The organism is Micromonospora sp. A3M-1-15 (genome assembly GCF_024213425.1).
Classification (GTDB): Bacteria; Actinomycetota; Actinomycetes; order Mycobacteriales; family Micromonosporaceae; genus Micromonospora; species Micromonospora chersina.
Genome location: NZ_JANAVK010000008.1, coordinates 230065 through 250608, shown reverse-complemented (window position 1 = coordinate 250608; position 20544 = coordinate 230065). Strand labels below are relative to the sequence as shown.

The following is a 20544-nucleotide window of genomic DNA, read 5'->3' as shown; positions in this document are numbered from 1 at the left end:
AGCCGGCCGGCCCGCCGGTACGGGCGCCGAGCGATGGATTGACTACCTTGTGTGGATGGTCCAGGACGAACAGCGCCCGCTCCGGTGGCCCGCGCCCGGTGTGGGATCGTGCCCGGCTGGAAAAGGTGACGTCGTGTCGCGACGTCTGCTGAATGGCCGGTACCAGTCCGAGGAGCTGCTGGGCAGCGGCGGCATGGGTGAGGTGTGGCGCGGCCGGGACCTGCGGCTGGACCGGCCCGTCGCGATCAAGGTGCTCACCGCGGCCGGCGTGCGGGAGCCGATGGCCGCGGAACGCTTCGACCGCGAGGCCCGCACAGCGGCCCGGCTGACCCACCCGCACATCGTCGGCGTCTACGACTTCGGCACCGAGGAGGACCACTCCTACCTGGTCATGGAGCTGGTGGAGGGCCGGACGGTCGGCGACCTGGTCGCCGCGGGCCCGCTGCCGGTCGTCCAGGCGCTGTCGATCGCCGTGCAGACCTGCGACGGGATCGCCGCCGCGCACGCCGCCGGGGTGGTGCACCGGGACATCAAGCCGGGCAACCTCATCGTCACCCCCGCCGGCACCGTGAAGATCTGCGACTTCGGCATCGCCCGCCTGCCCCGGCTGGCCGGGCAGAACACCCTCACCGGCCCGGCGACCAAGCTCGGGACCAGCTCGTACATGTCCCCGGAGCAGGCGCTCGGCGGTCCCGTGGACCCCCGCACCGACCTGTACGGCCTGGGTTGCACCCTCTACGCGATGCTCACCGGCGCCCCGCCGTTCGCCGGTGACCCGCTCAGCGTGCTGCACCAGCACGTCAACGAGCCACCCCCGCCGCTGCGGGACCGCCGGCCGGACGTACCCGTCGAACTCGACGCCCTGGTGGCCGAGCTGCTCGCGAAGGACCCGGCCGACCGGCCCACCGACGCCGGCCTGGTCCGGGAGCGCCTCGCGGCCCTGCTGCCCCGCGCCGGCACGCCGCTCGCGGTCGTCGCGGTCGACGCCGCGCCGGCCGAGGCCGGGCCGCCGGCCGCGCCGCCGGCCGCACCCGGGCCGGCCGCGGACCCGGTCGACCGGCCGGGACGGTTCCGACGCGGGCGGCTGCTGGTGGCAGCGGGCCTGGTCGGCCTCGTGCTGGTCGCCCTCGCCGGTGTCACGCTGCTCGATCGGGACGGCGGGACCTCGCCGGCCGGGCCGACCCCGGCGGCGGCCCCGTCCGTCACCACCTCTGCCGCGCCGAGCGCGCCGGTCGTGCCGGTCACGGTGGCCCCGACCACGCCACAGCCGCGGACGCTCACGCCGACCACCCGCACCCCCGCCGCCACGCCGACGCCCAGCCCCCGCCTCACCTCCGCGACGCCGACCCCCGCCCCACCCCGGGACCCGATCGTGGCCCTGCGGCTGTCGATCCAGGAGCAGGTGGACGCCGGGCAGCTGAACCCGGACGCGGCGAAGGACCTGCACGCCAAGGTGGACGCGATCGCCAAGGAGACCGCCGAGGGCGACACCGACCAGGCGCAGGAGCAGATCAAGAAGCTCCGCGACAAGCTGAGCGAGCTGCTCCGGGGCGGAAAGCTCACCGCCGACGGCTACGACGCGCTCAGCGCGGACGTCGACCGGGTCGCCGCCGAGCTGACCTGAAACCGGTCGAGGCGGGTGCGGTCCGGCGGCTAGGGTGCCCCCGTGCCGTCACCACGTCTTGAAGAGATCACCCCGGACAACGTCCTGGCCGCCTGCGCGATCGCCGTCCGTCCCGACCAGGAGGGGCTGGTCGCCCCGGTGGCCCGGTCGCTCGCCGAGGCGTACGCCCAGCCGGCGGTCGCCTGGCCCCGGCTCATCGTGGACGGCGACCGCCCGGTGGGCTTCCTGATGGGCTTCCTCGACATCCAGTGGGGTCAGGACCCGACCGACGTCCGGTCCGGCCTGTGGCGGCTGAACATCGCCGCGGACCAGCAGGGCCGGGGCCACGGGCGGTTCGCCGTGGCGGCGCTCGCCGACGAGTTGCGCCGCCGGGGCGCGGACCGGATGTTCGTCACCTGGGCGCCCGGCCCGCACGGCCCGGAACGCTTCTACGGCCGCCTCGGCTTCCGGCTGACCGGCGAGCGCAGCGGCGACCAGGTGGTCGGCGAACTGGCCCTCTGACGGGTCAGCGCCAGGTGGCGGCCGCCCGCCGCAGCCGGTCGTTGATCGCCCGGCCCACACCGACCTCCGGGACCGGCTCGGCCACGATCTCGGTCACCCCGGTGGCGTCGAGCCGGTGCAGGGCGTCGAAGAGCCGCGCGGCCGCCGCGGTCAGGTCACCCTCGGGGGACAGCACCTCCACCGCCGACCAGTCACCGCCGGCCGGCGGCTCCCGGAAGGCCAGGAATCCCCGCCGGCCGCCGTCCCCCTCGGCCGCCGCGCCCAACCGCAACGGGGTACGCGGGGCGTAGTGCGCGGCCAGCGTCCCGGGCGCGACCGGCTGACCCGAGCTGCCCTGGCGTACCTCCACCGGGCCGACCGCCTCGATCAGCGCCTCCACCGGCAGCGCGCCCAGCCGGAGCACCACGGGCCGCTCGCCCCGCGCGTCCACGATTGTCGACTCGATCCCGCACCGGGTCGGCCCGCCGTCGAGCACCACGTCCACGGCCCCGCCCAGCCCGGCCACCACGTGCTCGGCCCGGGTGGGGCTGAGCTGCCCGAACCGGTTGGCGCTCGGCGCGGCCACCGGCACCCCGGCGGCGGCGATCAACGCCCGCGCGGACGGCTCGTCGGGCACCCGGACCGCCATGGTGTCCAGGCCGGACGTGACGATCGGCGGGATCACCGCCGGCCGGTCCACGATCAGGGTGAGCGGGCCGGGCCAGAAACGCTCCACCAGCGCGGCCACCGCTGGCGGCACCGCGCCGACCAGACCGGGCAGGTCGGCGGCGTCGGCCAGGTGGCTGATCAGCGGGTCGAAGCTGGGTCGGGCCTTCGCCTCGAAGATCCGGGCCGCGGCCCGGGCGTCCAGCGCGTTCGCGCCCAGCCCGTAGACCGTCTCGGTGGGGAAGGCGACCAGCCCGCCGGAGCGCAGGACGGCGGCGGCCTCGGCGATGCCGCTCTCGGCCGGCAGGACGCGCGGGGATCCGGTGCTCACGCACCCGACGCTAGCCTGCCGGGGACGCCGGCCCGGCACTACCCTGCCGGATGACCAGGGACTGCTGGTGGCGGGCCTGGTGATCCTCGGCAGGACGCTGGCGTGGCGCCGCCGGCCGGACTGAACTCGTTTGCCGCCCGTGCCGGGGCCGATCCAGGATGAGCGCCGTGACCCGGACGAAGATGCACGCCGACGAGGTACAGACCGACGCCGACCTGGTGCGCCGGCTGCTCGCCGGACAGTTCCCGCACTGGGCCGACCGACTGGTCCGCCTCGTTCCCTCGTACGGGACGGACCACGACGTCTACCGGCTCGGCGACGACCTGGCGGTGCGGCTGCCCCGGATCGGCTGGGCCACGAGGCAGGCGGCCCGGGAGGCCGAGTGGCTGCCCCGCCTGGCCCCGCACCTGCCGCTCGCGCTGCCCGTGCCGGTGGCCATGGGTCGCCCCGCCGAGGGCTACCCCTCGACTGGTCGGTCTACGAGTGGCTGCCGGGCGAGAACGCCGCCACCGGTCTCGCCGACCTGGACCGGGCGGCGGTCGACCTGGCCGCCTTCGTCACCGCGCTGCGGCGGATCGACACCACCGGCGCGTACCCCCGGCCACCCCGCGCCCGGGGCGCCGACCTCGCCGAGCTGGACGACGGGGTTCGGGACGCGGTGCGCCGGCTCGGCGACCGGGTCGACGGCGGCGCGGTGCTGCGGGCCTGGCAGGAGTCGCTGGACGCGCCGGCCTGGGACGGGCCGGGGCTCTGGCTGCACGGCGATCTGCTGCCCGGCAACCTGCTGGTGGTCGACGGCCGGCTCTCGGCGGTCATCGACTTCGGCGGGCTGAACGTCGGGGATCCGGCCTGCGACCTGCAGCCGGCGTGGAACGTCTTCACCGGCCCGAGTCGCGCCCGGTTCCGCACCGAACTGGCGGTGGACGACGCCTCGTGGCTGCGCGGCCGGGGCTGGGCGCTGCTCCAGGCGGTGCTCGCCCTGCCCTACTACTGGGACACCAACCCGGGGATCGTCCGGCAGACCTCCCACGCGCTGCGCGAGGTGCTGGCCGACGCGGCCGGCGGCTACTGACCGGCGTTCCGGTCGACCGGGTCCCGGTCGGCCGGGTCCGGGTCGGTGTCCGGGAGGGTGGGCGCGTCGGTGGGGTAGAGGCCTGCGACGAAGCCGTACACCTGGTCCCCGGACCGGGGGATCTGGGCGAAGCGGCGGGCGAGCGCCTGGACCTCCGTCCAGAACGTCCGCACCTCCTCGATGGGGATGCGCGCGTGGACGAGCGTGCACCGCAGGTCGTCGGCGGCGTGGGCCGGCGTGGCCTCGGCGGCCGCCTCGGCCAGGCCGTTGATGCGCGCCACGACCTGCTTGTCCTCGGGTCGTTTGAGCACGCCGACGTAGAAGGTGCGGGCGACCCGGCCGTAGAACCGTTCCTCGATGGCCCGGACCCGCCGGGTCCGCACCACCTGGAGCAGGCCGGCGTCGACCAGCAGGTTCACGTGGTAGGCCACGCTGCTCTTCGGGCGGTCGACCGCCCGGGCCATCTCGTTGACCGTGGCGGCCCGCTCCAGGAGCAACTCCAGGAGGGTGGCGCGCAGCGGGTCGGCCAGCGCCCGTAACTGTTCGGGTGCGGTGACCACGAGCATCTCGTCGAGGTCGTAGTCCGGGATCTGCTGATTGACCGACATTTCTCGACCGTTCTAGAATTCTGGATCATTCGATCGCTCTGGTTCGTTGACAGGAGTCTAGAGATGGCCGACATCGTCCTCTTCCACCACATCCAGGGGCTCACCGACGGCGTACGCGCCTTCGCCGACCAGCTGCGCGCCGGCGGGCACACCGTGCACACCCCCGACCTGTTCGACGGCGAGCGGCCGGCGACGATCGACGAGGGCGCCGCGCTGACCAGGCGCATCGGCGGCGAGGTGCTCGACGAGCGCGCCGACCGGGCCGTGGCCGACCTGCCGAAGGACCTCGTCTACGCCGGCGTCTCCTGGGGCGCCGCCACCGCGCAGCGGCTCGCCCAGACCCGGCCCGGCGCCCGTGGCGCCCTGCTCTACGAGTCCTGCCTGCCGGTCACCGGCGAATGGGCCGTCGGCCCGTGGCCCGAGGGCGTCCCGGTGCAGATCCACGGCATGGACAGGGACCCGTTCTTCGCCTTGGAGGGCGACATCGACGCCGCCCGCGAGCTGGTCGGGATCGTCGGACCCGAGCGGGGCGAGCTGTTCGTCTACCCGGGCGAGGCACACCTGTTCACCGACAGCTCACTGCCGTCGTACGACGCGGACGCCACAGCCCTGGCGGTACGGCGTTCCCGGGAGTTCCTCGACCGGCTGGGCTGAATTGTCAGTGGCACAGCACCGCCACGTTGACGAAGAGGCCGCACGAGGCCACCGTCGACAACGCGATCGCGGCGGCCGCCCGGAGCGCGACGTCGGCGCCACCACGTCCGCGCCGGGTGACCGACAGCGTCTGCTCCAGGACGACCAGGACCACCCAGCCGAACAGCAGGAGCGTCAGATAGAAGTCCCAGGCGGGGTTCGCGAACGCGCTCGCGTTGCCGTTTCCGCCATAGTTGGGGCAGTCCTCGTAGCGGGTGATCGGCTGGAGGACCGCCAGCAACGACGCGAAGAAGGCCCCGCCGATGAGGCAGACCCGGAAACCGCTGAGGCGGGACGGCCGCCGGCGGTCTTCGATCACCGGCTCAGCCTAGTCACGACGCGATCAACTCAGCCAGCAGGATGATCTCCGCCAACGTCTTCCGAAGTGGTGCGATCGAACCTCTGGGGGCCTCAGCTCCGGCGGTCAGCCGAGCCAGCGGCCGTCGCGCATGAGGTCGCGTCCCCGTAGCTCGTTCGCCTCCCGCCAGGCCTGGATGCGCCGCGGCCGGATCAGGAAGTACTGGTAGGGCTCGTCGAGTTCGCGCGGGTCGAAACCGGTCCTGGCGGCGAACGCGTCGCCCGTTCCCGGAGCGAGGTCGGCGACGTCCACCGGCTCGGCGACGCCCTCGACGATGACGACGTCGCGGGTCGGCCCGAGGCTCAGTCGCACCCGGCCGTCCGCCAGCAGGTTGCGGCCGGTGATCGAGGCACGCGGCGTCGAGACGAGGAACGCGGCGCCGTCCCAGAGGTACGAAAGCGGGATGAGGTGGACGCCGCCCGGGGAGCCCGACGTCGCGACCCAGAGGTCGATGTCGCTCTCCAGTTTCGCGCGGGTGTCCCGCAGGCGCTCCTCACGTCCCCGCGGCGGCGTGCTCGTCATGCTCTCCCCTTCGATCCTTCGGGTCCCGTTCACACCAGGAGGGCTGCGGTGACCGGCGTCTCCTGGTTCCTGACCGGCCTGCTCACCTGCTTCGTCACACACGGCGGCATCCCCGTCGCCGCGCCCGCCGCGCGGCTCCGGTAGGCGCTGGGCGGCATGCCCACCAGCTCGGTGAAGCGGCTGCTGAAGGTGCCCAGCGACGAGCAGCCCACCGCGAAGCAGACCTCGGTGACGCTGAGGTCGCCGCGACGCAGCAGCGCCGCCGCGCGCTCGATCCGCCGGGTCATCAGATAGGAGTACGGCGACTCGCCGTAGGCCAGCCGGAACTGGCGACTGAGGTGCCCGGCCGACACGTTCACGTCACGGGCGAGCGCCTCGACGTTCAGCGGCTCCGCGTACTCCCGGTCGATCCGGTCCCGGACGCGGCGCAGCCGGGTGAGGTCGTTCAGGCGCTGCGCGTGGGCGCGTGCGCGCCCCCACGAGGGGTGACACATGAGGGGGAGTCCTTTCCTCGATGCCCGAGGCGCCGGCCTTGACGGGCGGGACGGATGACCGGACGTGTCAGCGAAGCTCCTGGATGCGGACCAGATTGCCGGCCGGGTCGCGGAAGGCGCAGTCGCGGATGCCGTACGGCTGCTCGGTCGGCTCCTGGACGACCTCGGCGTCGCTGGCCTGCACCTTCTCGAAGGTGTCGTCGAGGTCCCGGGTGGCCAGCAGGATCCAGCCGTAGGTGCCCTTGGCCATCATCTCGGAGATGGTGCGGCGCTCGTCGTCGGTGAGCCCGGGATCGACGGCCGGCGGCGCCAGGAGGATGGACGTGTCGGGCTGATTGACCGGGCCGACCGTGATCCAGCGCATCTTGCCCTGGCCGACGTCGTTGCGGACCTCGAAGCCGAGGACGTCGCGGTAGAAGGCCAGCGACTCGTCCGGGTCGACGTGCGGCAGGAAGCTCGTGTGGATGGTGATGTCCATGCCGATCATGCTAGGCACGGCGCTGTGCGCGGGCTTCTCGATTCCTGATCGATCCGCGCCGGACTTCGGCGATCATCCGATCGAATGGTGGAGCCCGGGAGACCTGACCACCTCCCGCACCCTGGATCCCTATCCTCGGAATCGTGGCGGATGAGGACGCGGAGCTGCTGACCCTGTTCCGGAACGCCGTTCGGCGGATCCGCCAGGCCGCGGTGCGACACCAGGACGAGGAGTTGCACCAGGCTGCCGCGGAGATCGGCTACGCGGTGTGCACCGTACGGCGCGGGCAGGGACAGCCGTGCCTGGCGCCCGAGGACATGTGCGACTGCCCGGTCTGCGGCGCTCACCCGGGCCAGAACTGCGTCTCCATGCCGGGCCATTCTCTGGGTGACCGGCCGTTTCACACCGAGCGGCAGCACCAGTGGGAGAAGGACTAGGCCCTCCCGCGGCAGCGGCGGCTCAGCGTTCCGGCACCAGGGCTCGCGGTCGATCCGACGGCGCTCCGGTCGTGGTGCGCCACCAGCGGCGCGAGACCAGCGCGGCCAGCCCGGCGCCGGCGGTGTTGAGCAGCACGTCATCCACAGAGGACACCCGGTCCAGCCGCAGGACGTACTGCGCGACCTCGACCAGGACCGAGCAGCCCGCCGCGAGCGCCAGGATCCGCGGCACCGATGCCAGCGCCGCGAACCGCAGCGGGGCGAGGAACCCCAGCGCCGCGAACACCAGCAGGTTGCCGACGATCTGGACCGTCACCGTCAGCGGCCCGGCCGCGAGGATCGTGAGGAGATCCCGCAGCGGCACCAGGCTGATCCGACCGGGGACGGCGCCGGCGCGGTCGCCCGGCAACATGATCATCCACACCCACGGCACCGTGCCGTAGACGATGCCGACCTCGGCCAGCGACATCCGCCACGGCTGCGCGGCGCCGAGGACCCTCCGGCGGCGGGCCAGAGCCCACACCACAAGGGCGACCAACGGCAGCGCGGCCACCGTGAGGAGCACGACGCCGTTGAACGTGCCGAGCCAGCCGTGCCAGCCCCGGATCATGGCACCCCCGCTTCCGGCCGACTGTGAGAGCACGAACGGGAAACCGCAGGTGAGGAGTGGAGATGGTGGAGCCCAGGGGACTTGAACCCCTAACCCCTGCCTTGCAAAGGCAGTGCTCTGCCAGTTGAGCTAGGGCCCCGAGACGGGCGGAGTCGCCCGGTGCCGACAGTCGGAGGAAGCGCGGTCAGCGCAGGTCGGGCGCGGTGGTCGCCTCGTGCCAGAGAGCGCGCTCGTCGTTCGAGGCCTTGATCTTCTTGGCCACGACGGCGGCCGCGCCGACGACGCCGACCAGGATCAGGAGCTTCTTGAACATGGGCTTGACCCCTCGCGCTCGACTACCGTCGGACGATGTGCGGTGGGGCTAGCTGGAATCGAACCAGCGACCTCAGAGTTATCAGCTCTGCGCTCTAACCGACTGAGCTATAGCCCCGCGTAGCGACGAGCAAGGTTAACCCATCGCCGCCGTGGCTCCCAAATCGGGGGGCCGTCGCGGCGCGGCTCGCCCGCACCACCTTCGAACCTACCCGGACACGCGACGCCGGGGCGACCGCTTTACGCGGTGCCCCGGCGTCGTCGTCGGGTTCAGTCGCGCTCGGCGAGCGTCAGCTCGATCCCGCCGACCAGGTCGGCGCAGACGTTGTAGACGAATGCGCCAAGCGTGGCCAGCGCGGTGAAGAGCACGACGTTGACCAGGCCGATCAGCGCGGAACTGAGGATCACGCCCTTGGCGGTGATCCGGAAGCCGCCGCCGCCCTGGCCGCCGCCGGCGTTCACCAGGTCGGTCAGGCTGTCGTTGACGCTCTTGAACACGCCCATCGCGTCCAGAGCCAGGTAGAGCACCGAGGTGGCGACGACCACCACGATGAACAGCACCACGGAGACCGCGAACGCGAACTTCATCACGGACCACGGGTCGATCCGCTTGAGGTTCAGCCGGGCCCGGCGCGGCCCGCGCGACGCGGCCGAACTGACCGAGGTACGCGCGGCGCGTACCGCCTCACCCACGCGGGCGGCACCGACGGCCGCCGCACCGCTGATGCCCGGCGGCAGGCCGCCCCCGTTGGCGGGGCGGCCCGGGGTGCCGGGACGCGCGCCGTCCGGCGACGGCTTCGGCGCCGTGCCGAGGCCGGCGCCGACACGCGGCTGGGTGCCGGTGGTGCCGGTGGACGGGCGGGCGGCCGCCGCCGGCTTGGCCGGCTGCGGGGTCGTGGCGGGCTTCGCCGCGGCCGGGGCGGCCAGGCCGTCGGCCGACGTCGGGGCGTCGACCTTCGTCTCGGCCTGGTCGGACGGCCGCGAGTCCTCGCCGGGCTTGTCCGGCGGCGGTGTCATGCCGGGGGCCCGGGTGAACTTCGGGGCAGGCGCGTCGGCGGGGACGGTGGCCCGGCCCACGGCCGCGCGGCCGGTCGCTGGTGTACCGCCCTGTGCGGCCTCCTCGTCGACCGGGTTGGCCGAGGTCCCCTTGTTCCCCGACTTCGCCTGTGTCTCCGTCATCAACTAGTCCTGTTCGTCAGGCTCGTCGGCATTGCGAGCAATCGCCACGATAGTCACGCCGTCCGGGAGGTCCATCAGCTTGACCCCCATTGTGTTCCGGTCCCGTGTACGGCGTACAGGCTTCACCGGAGTCCGGATGACGCCACCGTTGCTGGTGATGGCGAACAGCTCGTCGTCCGGGCTGATCACCACGGCGCCGACCAGACCACCGCGTCGCTCGGTGATCTTGGCAGTCAGCACGCCCTTACCTCCCCGGCCCTGGACCGGGTATTCCTCGATCGGGGTACGTTTCGCGTATCCCCCGTTCGTCGCGACCAGCACGTCCATGTCCATGCCCTCGCGGACGACCTCCATCGCGAGCAGGACGTCCTCCTCGCTGAACCGCATGCCGATCACACCCGAGGTGGCCCGGCCCATCGGGCGCAGCGCCTCGTCGCTGGCGTTGAAGCGGATCGCCTGGGCGTTCTTGGAGACCAGCAGCAGGTCGTCGGTCGGCGCGACGAGGGCAGCACCGACCAGCTCGTCCTCATCGCGCAGGTTGATCGCGATGACTCCGCCGGAACGGTTGGAGTCGAACTCCTCGAGCCGCGTCTTCTTCACCAGGCCGTTCTTCGTGGCCAGTACCAGGTAGGGGGCCACCTGGTAGTTCGGAATTTCGATGATCTGCGCGATCTGCTCGTCCGCTTGGAAGGCGAGCAGATTGGCCACGTGCTGGCCCTTGGCCACCCTACTGGCTTCGGGAAGCTCGTACGCCTTGGCCCGGTAGACCCGGCCCTTGTTCGTGAAGAACAGAATCCAGTCGTGAGTGGAGCATACGAAGAAGTGGCTGACGATGTCGTCCTGCCGCAGCGTCGCCCCGCTGACGCCCTTGCCGCCGCGCCGCTGCGAGCGGTAGAGGTCGACCTTGGTGCGCTTCGCGTACCCGGTGCGGGTGATCGTGACGACCACGTCCTCGCGGGCGATGAGGTCCTCCATCGAGACCTCGCCGTCGAACGGGACGATCTTGGTGCGCCGGTCGTCGCCCCACTTGGCCACGATCTCGCCCAGCTCCTCGGAGACGATCCGCCGCTGCCGCTCGGGCTTGGCCAGGATGTCCTTGAGGTCGGCGATCTCCACCTCGAGCTTGGCGAGGTCGTCCAGGATGCGCTGCCGCTCCAGGGCGGCCAGCCGGCGCAGCTGCATGTCGAGGATCGCGGTCGCCTGGACCTCGTCGATCTCCAGCAGCCGGATGAGGCCCTGGCGGGCGTCCTCGACCGTGGGCGAGCGCCGGATCAGGGCGATCACCTCGTCGAGGGCGTCCAGCGCCTTGGCCAGACCGCGCAGGATGTGCGCCCGCTCCTCGGCCTTGCGCAGCCGGAACGCGGTCCGCCGGCGGATGACCTCGATCTGGTGCTCGACGTAGTAGCGGAGGAACTGGGCCAGGTTGAGCGTGCGCGGCACGCCGTCGACCAGCGCCAGCATGTTGGCGCCGAAGGTCTCCTGGAGCTGGGTGTGCTTGTAGAGGTTGTTCAGCACCACCTTGGCGACCGCGTCGCGCTTGAGCACGAGCACGATCCGCATGCCGGTGCGCCCGGAGGACTCGTCGCGGATGTCGGCGATCCCGGCGAGCTTCCCCTCCTTGATCAGCTCGGCGATGCGCTCGGCCAGGTTGTCCGGGTTGACCTGGTAGGGCAGCTCGCTGACCACCAGCGCCGGCCGGCCGCGCTTGTCCTCCTCGACCTCGACCACGGCGCGCATCCGGATCGAGCCGCGCCCGGTCCGGTAGGCGTCCTGGATGCCGGCCTGGCCGACGATCAGGCCGTGGGTCGGGAAGTCCGGGCCCTTGACGATCTCCAGCAGCGCCTCGAGGGTGGTGGCCTCGTCGACCTCCGGGTTCTCCAGGCACCACTGCACGGCCGCGCCGATCTCGCGCAGGTTGTGCGGCGGGATCTTGGTGGCCATGCCGACCGCGATGCCCTCGGAGCCGTTGATCAGCAGGTTGGGGATGCGGGACGGCAGGATGGTGGGCTCCTTGGCCCGGCCGTCGTAGTTGTCCTGGAGGTCGACGGTGTCCTCGTCGATGTCCCGGAGCATCTCCATCGCCAGCGGGTCGAGCTTGCACTCGGTGTACCGCATGGCCGCGGCCGGGTCGTTGCCCGGCGAGCCGAAGTTGCCGTTGCCGTCGACCAGCGGGTAGCGCAGCGACCAGGGCTGCGCCATCCGGACCAGCGCGTCGTAGATGGCCGAGTCGCCGTGCGGGTGGAACTGACCCATCACGTCACCGACGACGCGGGAGCACTTCACGTAGCCGCGGTCCGGCCGGTAGCCGGAGTCGAACATGGCGTAGAGGATCTTGCGGTGGACCGGCTTGAGCCCGTCCCGGACGTCCGGCAGGGCCCGCCCGACGATCACGCTCATCGCGTAGTCGAGGTACGAGCGCTGCATCTCGACCTCGAGCCCGACCGGCTCGATCCGGTCGTGCTCGACGACCGCGGCGAGTGTCTCCGGGGTCTCCGGCTCGTTCGGCGTGGACTCGGGAGTATCGGTCACTGTTAACCCTTATCAGACTCAGAGTCGTTTTCGTGCTGTGGATAACCGCTGTGGAAACCGGCCAGACTGTGGATAACTCTGTGGACCGCCGGGTCGGCCGGTGGATCTCCGGCCGACCCGGCCCGGCCCGTCAGATGTCCAGGAACCGCACGTCCTTGGCGTTGCGCTGGATGAACGACCGGCGCGCCTCGACGTCCTCACCCATCAGGACGCTGAACAGCTCGTCGGCGGTTGCGGCGTCGTCGAGGGTCACCTGGCGCAGCGTGCGGGTCGCCGGGTTCATCGTGGTCTCCCACAGCTCGGGATAGTTCATCTCGCCGAGACCCTTGAACCGCTGGATGTCGTCCGGCCGGGCGTTGGGCTTCTTCTGCTGGCGCAGCGCGATCAGCCCGTCCCGCTCCCGGTCCGAGTACGCGTACTGCGCGTCGTCGCCCTTCTTGTTCCACTTGATCTTGTAGAGCGGCGGGGCGGCCAGGTAGACGTGGCCCAGCTCGACCAGCGGTCGCATGAAGCGGAAGAGCAGGGTGAGCAGAAGCGTCTGGATGTGCTGGCCGTCGACGTCGGCGTCGGCCATCAGCACGATCTTGTGGTAGCGCAGCTTCTCGATGTCGAAGTCGTCGTGGATGCCGGTGCCCAGCGCGGTGATGAGCGCCTGGACCTCGTTGTTCTTCAGCACCCGGTCGATCCGGGCCTTCTCCACGTTCAGGATCTTGCCGCGGATCGGCAGGATCGCCTGGGTACGCGGGTCGCGCCCCTGCTTGGCCGAGCCGCCGGCGGAGTCACCCTCGACGATGAACACCTCGGACTCGCGCGGGTCGGTGGACTGGCAGTCGGCCAGCTTGCCCGGCATCGAGCCGGACTCCAGCAGCGACTTGCGCCGGGCCAGCTTGCGCGCCTGCTGCGCGGCGATCCGGGCCCGCGCCGCCTGGGATGCCTTCTGGATGATCATCTTGGCTTCGGCCGGGTTCCGGTCGAACCAGTCGACCAGGCGGTCGTTGCAGACCCGCTGCACGAAGCTCTTCACCGGGGTGTTGCCCAGCTTGGTCTTGGTCTGACCCTCGAACTGCGGGTTGGTCAGCTTGACCGAGATGATCGCGGCCAGCCCCTCGCGGATGTCCTCGCCGGAGAGCTTCTCGTCGCCCTTGAGCAGCTTCTTGTCCGTGCCGTAGCGGTTGACCACGCTGGTCAGCGCGCTGCGGAAGCCCTCCTCGTGGGTGCCGCCCTCGTGGGTGTTGATGTTGTTGGCGAAGGTGTAGACCGACTCGCCGTACGACTCGTTCCACTGCATGGCGATCTCGAGCGACATGCCCTCTTCCTCGGCGCCGAACTCGACCACCGTCTTGTGGATCGGGTTCTTCGAGGCGTTGAGGTGGCGGACGAAGTCGGCGATGCCGCCGTCGTAGCGGAATGTCACCTCGCGGAGCTTGCCCTCCTCGCCCTCCGAGACCCGCTCGTCGAGCAGGTGGATGGTGAGGCCACGGGTGAGGAAGGCCATCTCCTGCAGGCGCCGGTAGATGGTCTGGAAGTCGAAGTCGACGGTCTCGAAGACGTCCGGGTCGGGCCAGAAGGAGACCGCCGAACCGGTCCGGTCGGTCGGCTCGCCCTTCTCCAGCGGGGTGGGCTTGGAGTGGTGGTACTCCTGCCGCCAGACGAAGCCGTCCTTGTGGATCTCCACGGCCATCTTGGTGGAGAGCGCGTTCACCACCGAGACGCCGACGCCGTGCAGGCCGCCGGAGACCGCGTACGCCTTGCCGTCGAACTTGCCGCCCGCGTGCAGCACGGTCAGCGCGACCTCGACACCCGGCTTCTTCAGCTTGGGGTGGAGGTCGACCGGGAAGCCACGCCCGTTGTCGGTGACCCGGACCCCGCCGTCGGCCAGCAGCACGACGTCGATGGTGTCGCAGTAGCCGGCCATCGCCTCGTCCACCGCGTTGTCGACGACCTCCCACACGAGGTGGTGCAGGCCGCGCTCACCGGTGGACCCGATGTACATACCGGGCCGCTTCCGGACCGCCTCGAGGCCCTCGAGAACGGTGATCGACTCGGCGCCGTACTTCTTGTTGTCCTCCGCTGCCACCCTCGGCCACTTTCTCGCACCGACCGCGCCAAGGCGCGGGGCGCGGGTTCGGCGGACAGGACGCGACGTCGGCGCGCACGGACCGGTCCCCGGATCTCCAGGTCACGGATCGCGTACGCCGGTCGCCGCGGTTGCCCGCGGATCGCGATCGGCTCGACCCGATGCGGGACAATGATCAAGGGCCCGGTGGGCCCGTGTCCGTCGCTCCGTGTCGGGTCTTTCGTCTCGCCGTCAATCTTACTGTGCGCAGCCGACCAAACCGCCACTCGGCACCCCTCCGGGGCGGCTGAGAATGCCGTAGCGGCCCGAATCGCGCTGTCCGCGACTCCCCCTACACGCCACCGACGGCTTCAGGTCGCGGCGCGGCATCAGACGCGCGGAGCTGAAGTCGTCGGTGGCCCTGATCGAGGGCGCGGCCGGCACGGATCGGTAGCGGCGGGTAACCGACCGGGGGTCGCGGCGGGACCTGCCGTGCCGTACCTTTTGCGGCGTCGCCGCCTGCGGTCTTGATCTTTAGGGGACGGAACCGGGACGATCGACCCGACGGGTCGGACAACGTGCTTGCTGAGAGGTGACGCCAGATGGGGCTGGACAACGTCGCGGTGCACTGGCCGCGGACCGGCCGCTTCTACGATCCGGTCGCGCCGGCCGAGTTCGTCGACTTCGGCGAGATCGTGGACATGCCACGCATCTCGGCACCGACCGCCGCGCTCGCCGAGCTGATCGCGAAGACCGGCACGGTGCGGGCGACCGCGTACACCGAGCTGGTCGACCTCATCCTCGGGCTGGAGAATGTGCTCTACGCCACGGAGAACTCGGCCGAGGACGAAGACCCGGTGATCGACCCGGACGGCTGCTCCTGGATCGCCGAGGGGTTGGAGAAGTTCGTGGCCCGGCACCGCCCGTTCGGCGAGGCGGTCACCTTCGAGTCGGTGAGCGAGGTGCTGCGCTCGCTGCTCGGCGACGGGCGCCTGGCCGAGCAGCAGCTCCGCTGGCTCGACAGCCGGCTGGACAAGCTGCGCGACGAGAGCGGCGAGCCCCCGCAGTGGAACTTCACCTGCGCCGAGCTGAGCGTGCTCGCCGCCTTCTACCGGCGCTGCGCCGAGCGCGGCTTCGCGGTCTACGCCGACGCCTGACCCGGCTGCCCGGCGGCACCGGGCTCCGCCGTCGCGGCCCGGTTGGCCGCCGCGATCACCTCGGTGAGCACCGTGTGCAGGTGCCGCAGGTCCGCCAGCGGCAGGCCGAGCCGCTGCACGATCGCCGGGGGGATCCGCTCGGCCTGCTCCCGGAGCGCCTGCCCGCTGGCGGTCAGCGAGACGGCCAGGCTGCGCTCGTCCGACGCGTCGCGCTCCCGCCGCACGTAGCCGGCGGCTTCGAGCCGCTTGAGCAGCGGTGACAGGGTGCCCGGATCGAGCTGGAGCAGCCGGCTCAGCTCCCGGACCGACAGCGGCGCGTGCTGCCAGAGCGCCAGCATGACCAGGTACTGCGGGTGGGTGAGCCCCATCGGCTCCAGCAGCGGGCGGTAGACCGCGACGACGCCGCGCGCGGCGACGGAGAGCGCGAAGCACACCTGCTGCTCCAGCGCCAGGGGATCGCCTTCGAGCCGATCGGCCACCCTCGTCCTCCTCGTCCGGTCGTTGCGATGGTAGCAACGATTGGTGTACCAATTATTGGGGCACCAATCGTAACGTGGTCGGCGAGGAGAGGGCGGGCGGATGAGCGGCGACGAGCAGCAGGTGGGCGACGCTTCCGGCAAGGGCGGTCGCCTGCTGGGCTGGGTGTTCCAGAACCTCGCCGGCCCGTCCCAGGTGCAGGGCGCCGTGCAGGGCGGCTCCCGGCTGGCCCGCGAGGCCTGGAAGCAGGACCTGGAGCGGCGCAAGCAGTGGAGCCGCGAACAGCGGGAACTCAAGCGCGCCCAGCGGGAGGCACGCCGCACCGAACGGTGACGGTCAGCCGTAGGTGTCGCGTGGCCCCCGGCCCCGCACCCGCCGCGGGCCGCGCGACCAGGACGGCGCGGCCGGGCCGTGGATGTGCAGCTTGCGCACCACGTTGTGGCCCACCTCGCGAGCGATCTGCTTGAGCAGCGAGCCGGCGAGCAGCCGCAGCTGGGTGGCCCAGGCCGTCGAGCGCGCCTCCACGGTCAGCTCGCCGTTCTCCAGCTTCACCGGGCGGCTGTGCTGCGCCACCTCCGGCCCGACCACCCGCTCCCAGGCGCCGAAGACCGTCGCCTCGGCCGCCGGCTGCTGCCAGCCGCGGGCCTTGACCAGCTTGTCCAGCACGGCGCCGAGCGGCTGCGGGTCGCGCGGGTCCGGCCCCGGGCCGGAGTAGCCCCGCAGCCGCTTCTCGCCGTCGCCCCGGACCGCGCCCCGCCGCCGGGTGCCCGCCGCCGCCTGCCGCCGGGCCTTCGCGGCGTCCAGCACCGCCCGGGCCAGCTCCGGCCCGGCCGCCCCCTCCGCCGGGGCCGCGCCGGCCTCACCGCCCGGCTTCGCCTCCGGCCCCTCCGGGGTACGCCCACCGCGTCCCGGCCCCAGCCGTGCGGGCGGGAGCTGCACCTCATCCGACACGGCGTACCGTCCCCTCGCCCACCGCGTACCGGGTGCCCCGCAGGGTCGCCGGCACGTCGTCGTCCACCGCGCACGTCACCAGAAGCTGGCTCGCGCCGCCCACCAGCTCGGCCAGCCGCTCGCGCCGGCCCGCGTCCAGCTCGGCGAAGACATCGTCCAGCACCAGCACCGGCTCGATCCCGTCGGCGCGCAGCAGGTCGTACCCGGCCAGCCGCAGTGCCAGGGCGTACGACCAGGACTCGCCGTGGCTGGCGTAACCCTTGGCGGGCAGCGGGCCGAGGGAGAGCGCCAAGTCGTCGCGGTGCGGGCCGACCAGGGTGGTGCCCCGCTCGATCTCCGCCGACCGGCTCGCGGTCAGCGCGGCGGCGAGCGCCTCGACCAGCGCCGCCCGGTCCGTGGTCGACTCCGGCAGCTCCACCGACGGCCGGTACGCGATCCCCGCCGCGCCCCGGCCCGCCGCCACCGCGTCGTACGCCTTGGCCACGTGCGGGGTCAGCGCGGCGACCAGTTCCAGCCGGCCGGCGAGCAACTCCGCGCCGTGGTGCGCCAGGTGGGTGTCCCAGACCGCGAGGGTGGACAGGTCCCCGCCCCGCGAGCCGCCCGTCTTCCGGGCCAGGTACGCCGTCCGCAGCAGCGCGTTGCGCTGCTTGACCACCCGCTCGTAGTCGGCGCGCACCCCGGCGTACCGGGGTTGGCGGGTGACCAGCAGGTCGTCCAGGTAGCGGCGGCGCTCGGCCGGGTCGCCGCGGACCAGCTCCAGGTCCTCCGGGGCGAAGAGCACCAGCCGCAGCGCGCCCAGCACGTCCCGGGCGCGGCGGGCCGGTGAGCGGCCCAGACGGGCCCGGTTGGCCTTGCCCGGAACGATCTCCAGCTCGATCAGGAGTTCCCGGCCCTCGTGCACCACCGCGCAGCGGATCACCGCCGAGGCGGCGCCCATCCGGACCAGCGGGGCGTCCGTGGCGACCCGGTGCGAGTCCAGGGTCGCCACGTAGCCCAACGCCTCGACCAGGTTGGTCTTGCCGACGCCGTTCGCGCCGACCAGCACGTTCGGGCCCGGCTCCAGGTCGACGCCGACCCGCTCGTACGAGCGGAAGTCGACCAGTTCGAGCCGGCGGACGTACACAGGCTGTGGATACCGGTCAGCGCTTGTGGACGGCGTGGCCGCCGAACTGCTGACGCAGCGCGGCGACGGCCTTCATGGCGGGCGAGTCGTCCTGCCGGGAGGCGAACCGGGCGAACAGCGAGGCGGTGATGACGTTCAGCGGCACGGCGAGCCGGACCGCCTCGTCGACCGTCCACCGGCCCTCGCCGGTGTCCTCGGTGTAGCCGCTCAGCTCGGCCAGCTCCGGGTCCTCGTCCAGCGCCCGGTCCAGCAGGTCGAGCAGCCAGGACCGGACCACGGTGCCCTCGCGCCAGGACTTGAAAACGCCCGGCACGTTGGTCACCAGCTCGGAGGCGGCCAGCAGCTCGTAGCCCTCGGCGTAGGCGTGCATCAGGCCGTACTCGATGCCGTTGTGCACCATCTTGGAGTAGTGGCCGGCGCCGACCGGGCCGGCGTGCACGAAGCCGAACTCGCCCTCCGGCTTGAGCGCCTCGAAGATCGGCATGAGCCGCTCGACGTGCTCCCGGGCGCCGCCGACCATCAGGGCGTACCCGTTCTGCTTGCCCCAGACGCCGCCGGAGACGCCGACGTCGATGTAGCCGATGCCCTGCTCGTTGAGGCGCTCGGCCCGCGGGGCGTCGTCGCTGAACCGGGAGTTGCCGCCGTCGATGATGATGTCGCCCTCACCGAGGACGCCGGCGAGCTCGTCGATGGTGGCGTCGGTGACGCCGGCCGGGACCATCACCCAGACGGCGCGGGGCGACTCCAGCTTCTCGGCCAGCTCCGCGAGGCTCGCGACGTCGCTCAGCTCCGCGTTGCGGTCGTAGCCGACCACCTCGTGACCGGCGGCGCGCAACCGCTCGCGCATGTTGCCGCCCATCCGGCCGAGTCCTACCAGGCCGAGCTGCATCTGCTCCTACCTCCGTACGTCTGGGTGGTGCTGCCGTCGATCAGCGGGACACGCGGATCGGCATGATGAGGTACCGGTACCCCGGGATGACCTCGCCATCCTCGCCCGCCGGGGAAATCACCGCGGGCTTGAAGGCGTCGACGAACGCCAGCTGGGCGTGCTGCGCACCCAGGTTGGTGAGGCCGTCGATCAGGTACTGCGGGTTGAAGCCGATGGTCAGCGGGTCACCCGTGAAGGTCGCCTCCATGGCCTCGCTGGCCCGGGCCTCCTCGGTGCCGCCGGCCTCGACCACCAGGCCGTCGGAGCTGAAGCTGAGCAGCACCGGGGTGGTGCGCTCGGCGACCAGCGCCACCCGCTTGACCACCTCGATGAGCGTGGCGACCGGAACCCGGGCCTCGGCGTTGTGGCTGGCCGGGAAGAGCGAGCGCACCGGCGGGTAGTTGGCCCCATCGAGCAGCCGGCTGGTGGTCCGGCGGGTGCCGCCGGAGAAGCCGATCATGCCCTCGCCGGCGCCGCCCTGGGACAGCGCCATGGTGACGTGGCCGCCGAGCGGGCCGAGGGCCTTGGCGGTGTCGTGCAGCGTACGGGCGGGCACCAGCGCGTTGAGGCTGATCTCCGGGTCGTCCGGGTTCCACTCCATCTCGCGCAGGGCGAGGCGGTAGCGGTCGGTGGCGAGCATGGCCAGCGTGCTGCCGGACAGCTCGATCCGGACGCCGGTCATCATCGGCAGCGTCTCGTCGCGGCCGGCGGCCACGGCCACCTGGGCGACGGCGGCGGCGAACGCGGCGGCGTCGACGGTGCCGGCGCTCTCCGGCATCTCGGGCAGGGTCGGGTAGTCCTCGACCGGCATGGTCGGCAGGGTGAACCGGGCGCTGCCGCAGACCAGTTCCAGGTGCGCGCCGACGGCGGCGATGTCCACCGGCTTGGCCGGGAGCGCCTTGGTGATCTCGGCGAGCAGCCGGCCGGAGACCAGGGCGGCACCGTCGGCGTCACCCTGCACCTCGACCGTGACCTGGCTGGAGACCTCGTAGTCGAAGCCGGAAACCTGGAGGTTGCCGTCGGTGACGCGGAGCATCACCCCGGCCAGCACCGGTACGGAGGGTCGGTTGGGCAGGCTCTTGGCGGTCCACGCGACCGCCTCGGCGAGCGCGTCGCGCTCCACTCGGAACTTCATCAATGCCTCCGCGTCGACGTCAGCGACAACTCTCTCATGCCGACCGCTGCCACCCGTCCCGCCCGACCGTGCGGGTACCCATCGCACCTTAGGGCGCGTGGGCATCGGCTGTGCGCCCGACCCCGTGGATCCAGGTGCCCGGGCGACTGCCGGCGGCAGTGCTCCGGCCCGATCCACAGGAAGTCCAACGGTGATGATTGGTTTTTGTTGTTTAGAAGAGATAACTCATCGTCTTCATCGCACCTGTGCAAACTGTGGAGAACCGGCGTCCGCCCAGGTCAGACAGGTTATCCACCGGTGGTTTCGCTGTGGAGAACCAGGGGT

22 protein-coding genes, 2 tRNA genes and 1 pseudogene are annotated in these 20544 nt (G+C 72.0%); 7 read left to right on the top strand and 18 right to left on the bottom strand.

Annotated features, from left to right (window positions below; genetic code table 11):
* Window positions 1-133: 133 nt before the first annotated feature.
* Together NLX85_RS31450 and NLX85_RS31445 are read left to right on the top strand one after the other, a co-directional pair.
* Complete coding sequence (locus NLX85_RS31450) at window positions 134-1624, top strand: serine/threonine-protein kinase (RefSeq protein WP_254341309.1); 1491 nt, start codon at window positions 134-136, stop codon at window positions 1622-1624.
* Between the two features lie 42 nt (window positions 1625-1666).
* On the top strand, window positions 1667-2125 hold the full coding sequence (locus NLX85_RS31445) for a GNAT family N-acetyltransferase (RefSeq protein WP_254341306.1): 459 nt from the start codon (window positions 1667-1669) through the stop codon (window positions 2123-2125).
* Window positions 2126-2129: 4 nt separating this feature from the next.
* Here NLX85_RS31445 and NLX85_RS31440 read toward each other — a convergent pair whose 3' ends face one another.
* Window positions 2130-3077: an L-threonylcarbamoyladenylate synthase gene (locus tag NLX85_RS31440; RefSeq protein ID WP_254341420.1), complete on the bottom strand. Its 948-nt coding sequence runs from the start codon at window positions 3075-3077 to the stop codon at window positions 2130-2132.
* A gap of 182 nt (window positions 3078-3259) precedes the next feature.
* Between NLX85_RS31440 and NLX85_RS31435 the strand changes: the two are divergent.
* Window positions 3260-4173 (top strand): annotated as a pseudogene (locus tag NLX85_RS31435) (aminoglycoside phosphotransferase family protein).
* Here the strand turns inward: NLX85_RS31435 and NLX85_RS31430 are convergent.
* On the bottom strand, window positions 4167-4781 hold the full coding sequence (locus NLX85_RS31430; protein WP_254341303.1) for a helix-turn-helix domain-containing protein: 615 nt from the start codon (window positions 4779-4781) through the stop codon (window positions 4167-4169). The pseudogene NLX85_RS31435 and the gene NLX85_RS31430 overlap by 7 nt on opposite strands.
* Before the next feature lie 63 nt (window positions 4782-4844).
* On the opposite strand from NLX85_RS31430, the gene NLX85_RS31425 reads away from it, so the two are divergent.
* A complete protein-coding gene (locus NLX85_RS31425) occupies window positions 4845-5435 on the top strand; it encodes a dienelactone hydrolase family protein (protein ID WP_254341300.1) in 591 nt (196 codons plus the stop codon).
* A gap of 4 nt (window positions 5436-5439) precedes the next feature.
* Here the strand turns inward: NLX85_RS31425 and NLX85_RS31420 are convergent, their stop codons facing one another.
* The 4 genes from NLX85_RS31420 to NLX85_RS31405 form a co-directional block, all read right to left on the bottom strand.
* Window positions 5440-5793 carry a hypothetical protein gene (locus NLX85_RS31420; protein ID WP_254341298.1) on the bottom strand — a complete coding sequence of 118 codons (354 nt, stop codon included), beginning with the start codon at window positions 5791-5793 and terminating at the stop codon, window positions 5440-5442.
* 105 nt (window positions 5794-5898) lie between these two features.
* Entirely contained in the window at window positions 5899-6354 is a 456-nt protein-coding gene (locus tag NLX85_RS31415; RefSeq protein WP_254341296.1) for a pyridoxamine 5'-phosphate oxidase family protein, read from the bottom strand.
* Window positions 6355-6383: 29 nt separating this feature from the next.
* The gene (locus NLX85_RS31410; RefSeq protein WP_254341294.1) at window positions 6384-6848 is read right to left on the bottom strand and encodes a helix-turn-helix transcriptional regulator; all 465 of its coding nucleotides are present in this window, start codon (window positions 6846-6848) and stop codon (window positions 6384-6386) included.
* Window positions 6849-6915: 67 nt separating this feature from the next.
* Window positions 6916-7326 (bottom strand): VOC family protein, encoded by a 411-nt coding sequence (locus NLX85_RS31405; protein ID WP_254341292.1) that lies wholly within the window; start codon window positions 7324-7326, stop codon window positions 6916-6918.
* Window positions 7327-7469: 143 nt separating this feature from the next.
* Between NLX85_RS31405 and NLX85_RS31400 the strand changes: the two genes are divergently transcribed.
* Window positions 7470-7763, top strand: coding sequence for a hypothetical protein (locus NLX85_RS31400; RefSeq protein WP_254341290.1), 294 nt, complete (start codon window positions 7470-7472; stop codon window positions 7761-7763).
* Between the two features lie 22 nt (window positions 7764-7785).
* Here the strand turns inward: NLX85_RS31400 and NLX85_RS31395 are convergent, their stop codons facing one another.
* The 7 genes from NLX85_RS31395 to gyrB form a co-directional block, all read right to left on the bottom strand.
* Complete coding sequence (locus tag NLX85_RS31395) at window positions 7786-8373, bottom strand: VanZ family protein (RefSeq protein WP_254341288.1); 588 nt, start codon at window positions 8371-8373, stop codon at window positions 7786-7788.
* Window positions 8374-8436: 63 nt separating this feature from the next.
* Window positions 8437-8512 (bottom strand) — tRNA-Ala (locus tag NLX85_RS31390).
* Window positions 8513-8557: 45 nt separating this feature from the next.
* Window positions 8558-8686, bottom strand: a complete 129-nt coding sequence (locus NLX85_RS31385; protein WP_222866068.1) for a DLW-39 family protein — start codon at window positions 8684-8686, stop codon at window positions 8558-8560.
* Window positions 8687-8729: 43 nt separating this feature from the next.
* Window positions 8730-8803: transfer RNA gene (locus NLX85_RS31380), tRNA-Ile, on the bottom strand.
* A 152-nt stretch (window positions 8804-8955) separates the two neighbouring features.
* Window positions 8956-9864 carry a DUF3566 domain-containing protein gene (locus NLX85_RS31375; RefSeq protein ID WP_254341287.1) on the bottom strand — a complete coding sequence of 303 codons (909 nt, stop codon included), beginning with the start codon at window positions 9862-9864 and terminating at the stop codon, window positions 8956-8958.
* Between the two features lie 3 nt (window positions 9865-9867).
* A complete protein-coding gene (gene gyrA / locus NLX85_RS31370; RefSeq protein ID WP_254341285.1) occupies window positions 9868-12393 on the bottom strand; it encodes a DNA gyrase subunit A in 2526 nt (841 codons plus the stop codon).
* A gap of 130 nt (window positions 12394-12523) precedes the next feature.
* Complete coding sequence (gyrB, locus tag NLX85_RS31365) at window positions 12524-14470, bottom strand: DNA topoisomerase (ATP-hydrolyzing) subunit B (protein ID WP_254341283.1); 1947 nt, start codon at window positions 14468-14470, stop codon at window positions 12524-12526.
* Between the two features lie 581 nt (window positions 14471-15051).
* Here gyrB and NLX85_RS31360 point away from each other — a divergent pair.
* Window positions 15052-15606 carry a hypothetical protein gene (locus NLX85_RS31360; RefSeq protein WP_254341281.1) on the top strand — a complete coding sequence of 185 codons (555 nt, stop codon included), beginning with the start codon at window positions 15052-15054 and terminating at the stop codon, window positions 15604-15606.
* Here the strand turns inward: NLX85_RS31360 and NLX85_RS31355 are convergent.
* On the bottom strand, window positions 15591-16085 hold the full coding sequence (locus NLX85_RS31355; protein ID WP_254341280.1) for a MarR family transcriptional regulator: 495 nt from the start codon (window positions 16083-16085) through the stop codon (window positions 15591-15593). The two genes, NLX85_RS31360 and NLX85_RS31355, sit on opposite strands and share 16 nt — an antisense overlap.
* Before the next feature lie 100 nt (window positions 16086-16185).
* Here NLX85_RS31355 and NLX85_RS31350 point away from each other — a divergent pair, with 100 nt between their 5' ends.
* A complete protein-coding gene (locus NLX85_RS31350; RefSeq protein ID WP_254341278.1) occupies window positions 16186-16416 on the top strand; it encodes a hypothetical protein in 231 nt (76 codons plus the stop codon).
* A 3-nt stretch (window positions 16417-16419) separates the two neighbouring features.
* Here the strand turns inward: NLX85_RS31350 and NLX85_RS31345 are convergent, their stop codons facing one another.
* From NLX85_RS31345 to dnaN, 4 genes are read right to left on the bottom strand one after another with little or no spacing between them, the layout of a single operon-like run.
* Window positions 16420-17034 carry a DUF721 domain-containing protein gene (locus NLX85_RS31345; RefSeq protein ID WP_374628705.1) on the bottom strand — a complete coding sequence of 205 codons (615 nt, stop codon included), beginning with the start codon at window positions 17032-17034 and terminating at the stop codon, window positions 16420-16422.
* Entirely contained in the window at window positions 17024-18157 is a 1134-nt protein-coding gene (recF, locus tag NLX85_RS31340; RefSeq protein ID WP_254341277.1) for a DNA replication/repair protein RecF, read from the bottom strand. The genes NLX85_RS31345 and recF overlap by 11 nt, the downstream gene beginning before the upstream one ends.
* A gap of 16 nt (window positions 18158-18173) precedes the next feature.
* On the bottom strand, window positions 18174-19046 hold the full coding sequence (gene gnd / locus NLX85_RS31335; RefSeq protein WP_254341275.1) for a phosphogluconate dehydrogenase (NAD(+)-dependent, decarboxylating): 873 nt from the start codon (window positions 19044-19046) through the stop codon (window positions 18174-18176).
* Between the two features lie 40 nt (window positions 19047-19086).
* Entirely contained in the window at window positions 19087-20220 is a 1134-nt protein-coding gene (gene dnaN / locus NLX85_RS31330) for a DNA polymerase III subunit beta (RefSeq protein WP_148429202.1), read from the bottom strand.
* Window positions 20221-20544: the final 324 nt, after the last annotated feature.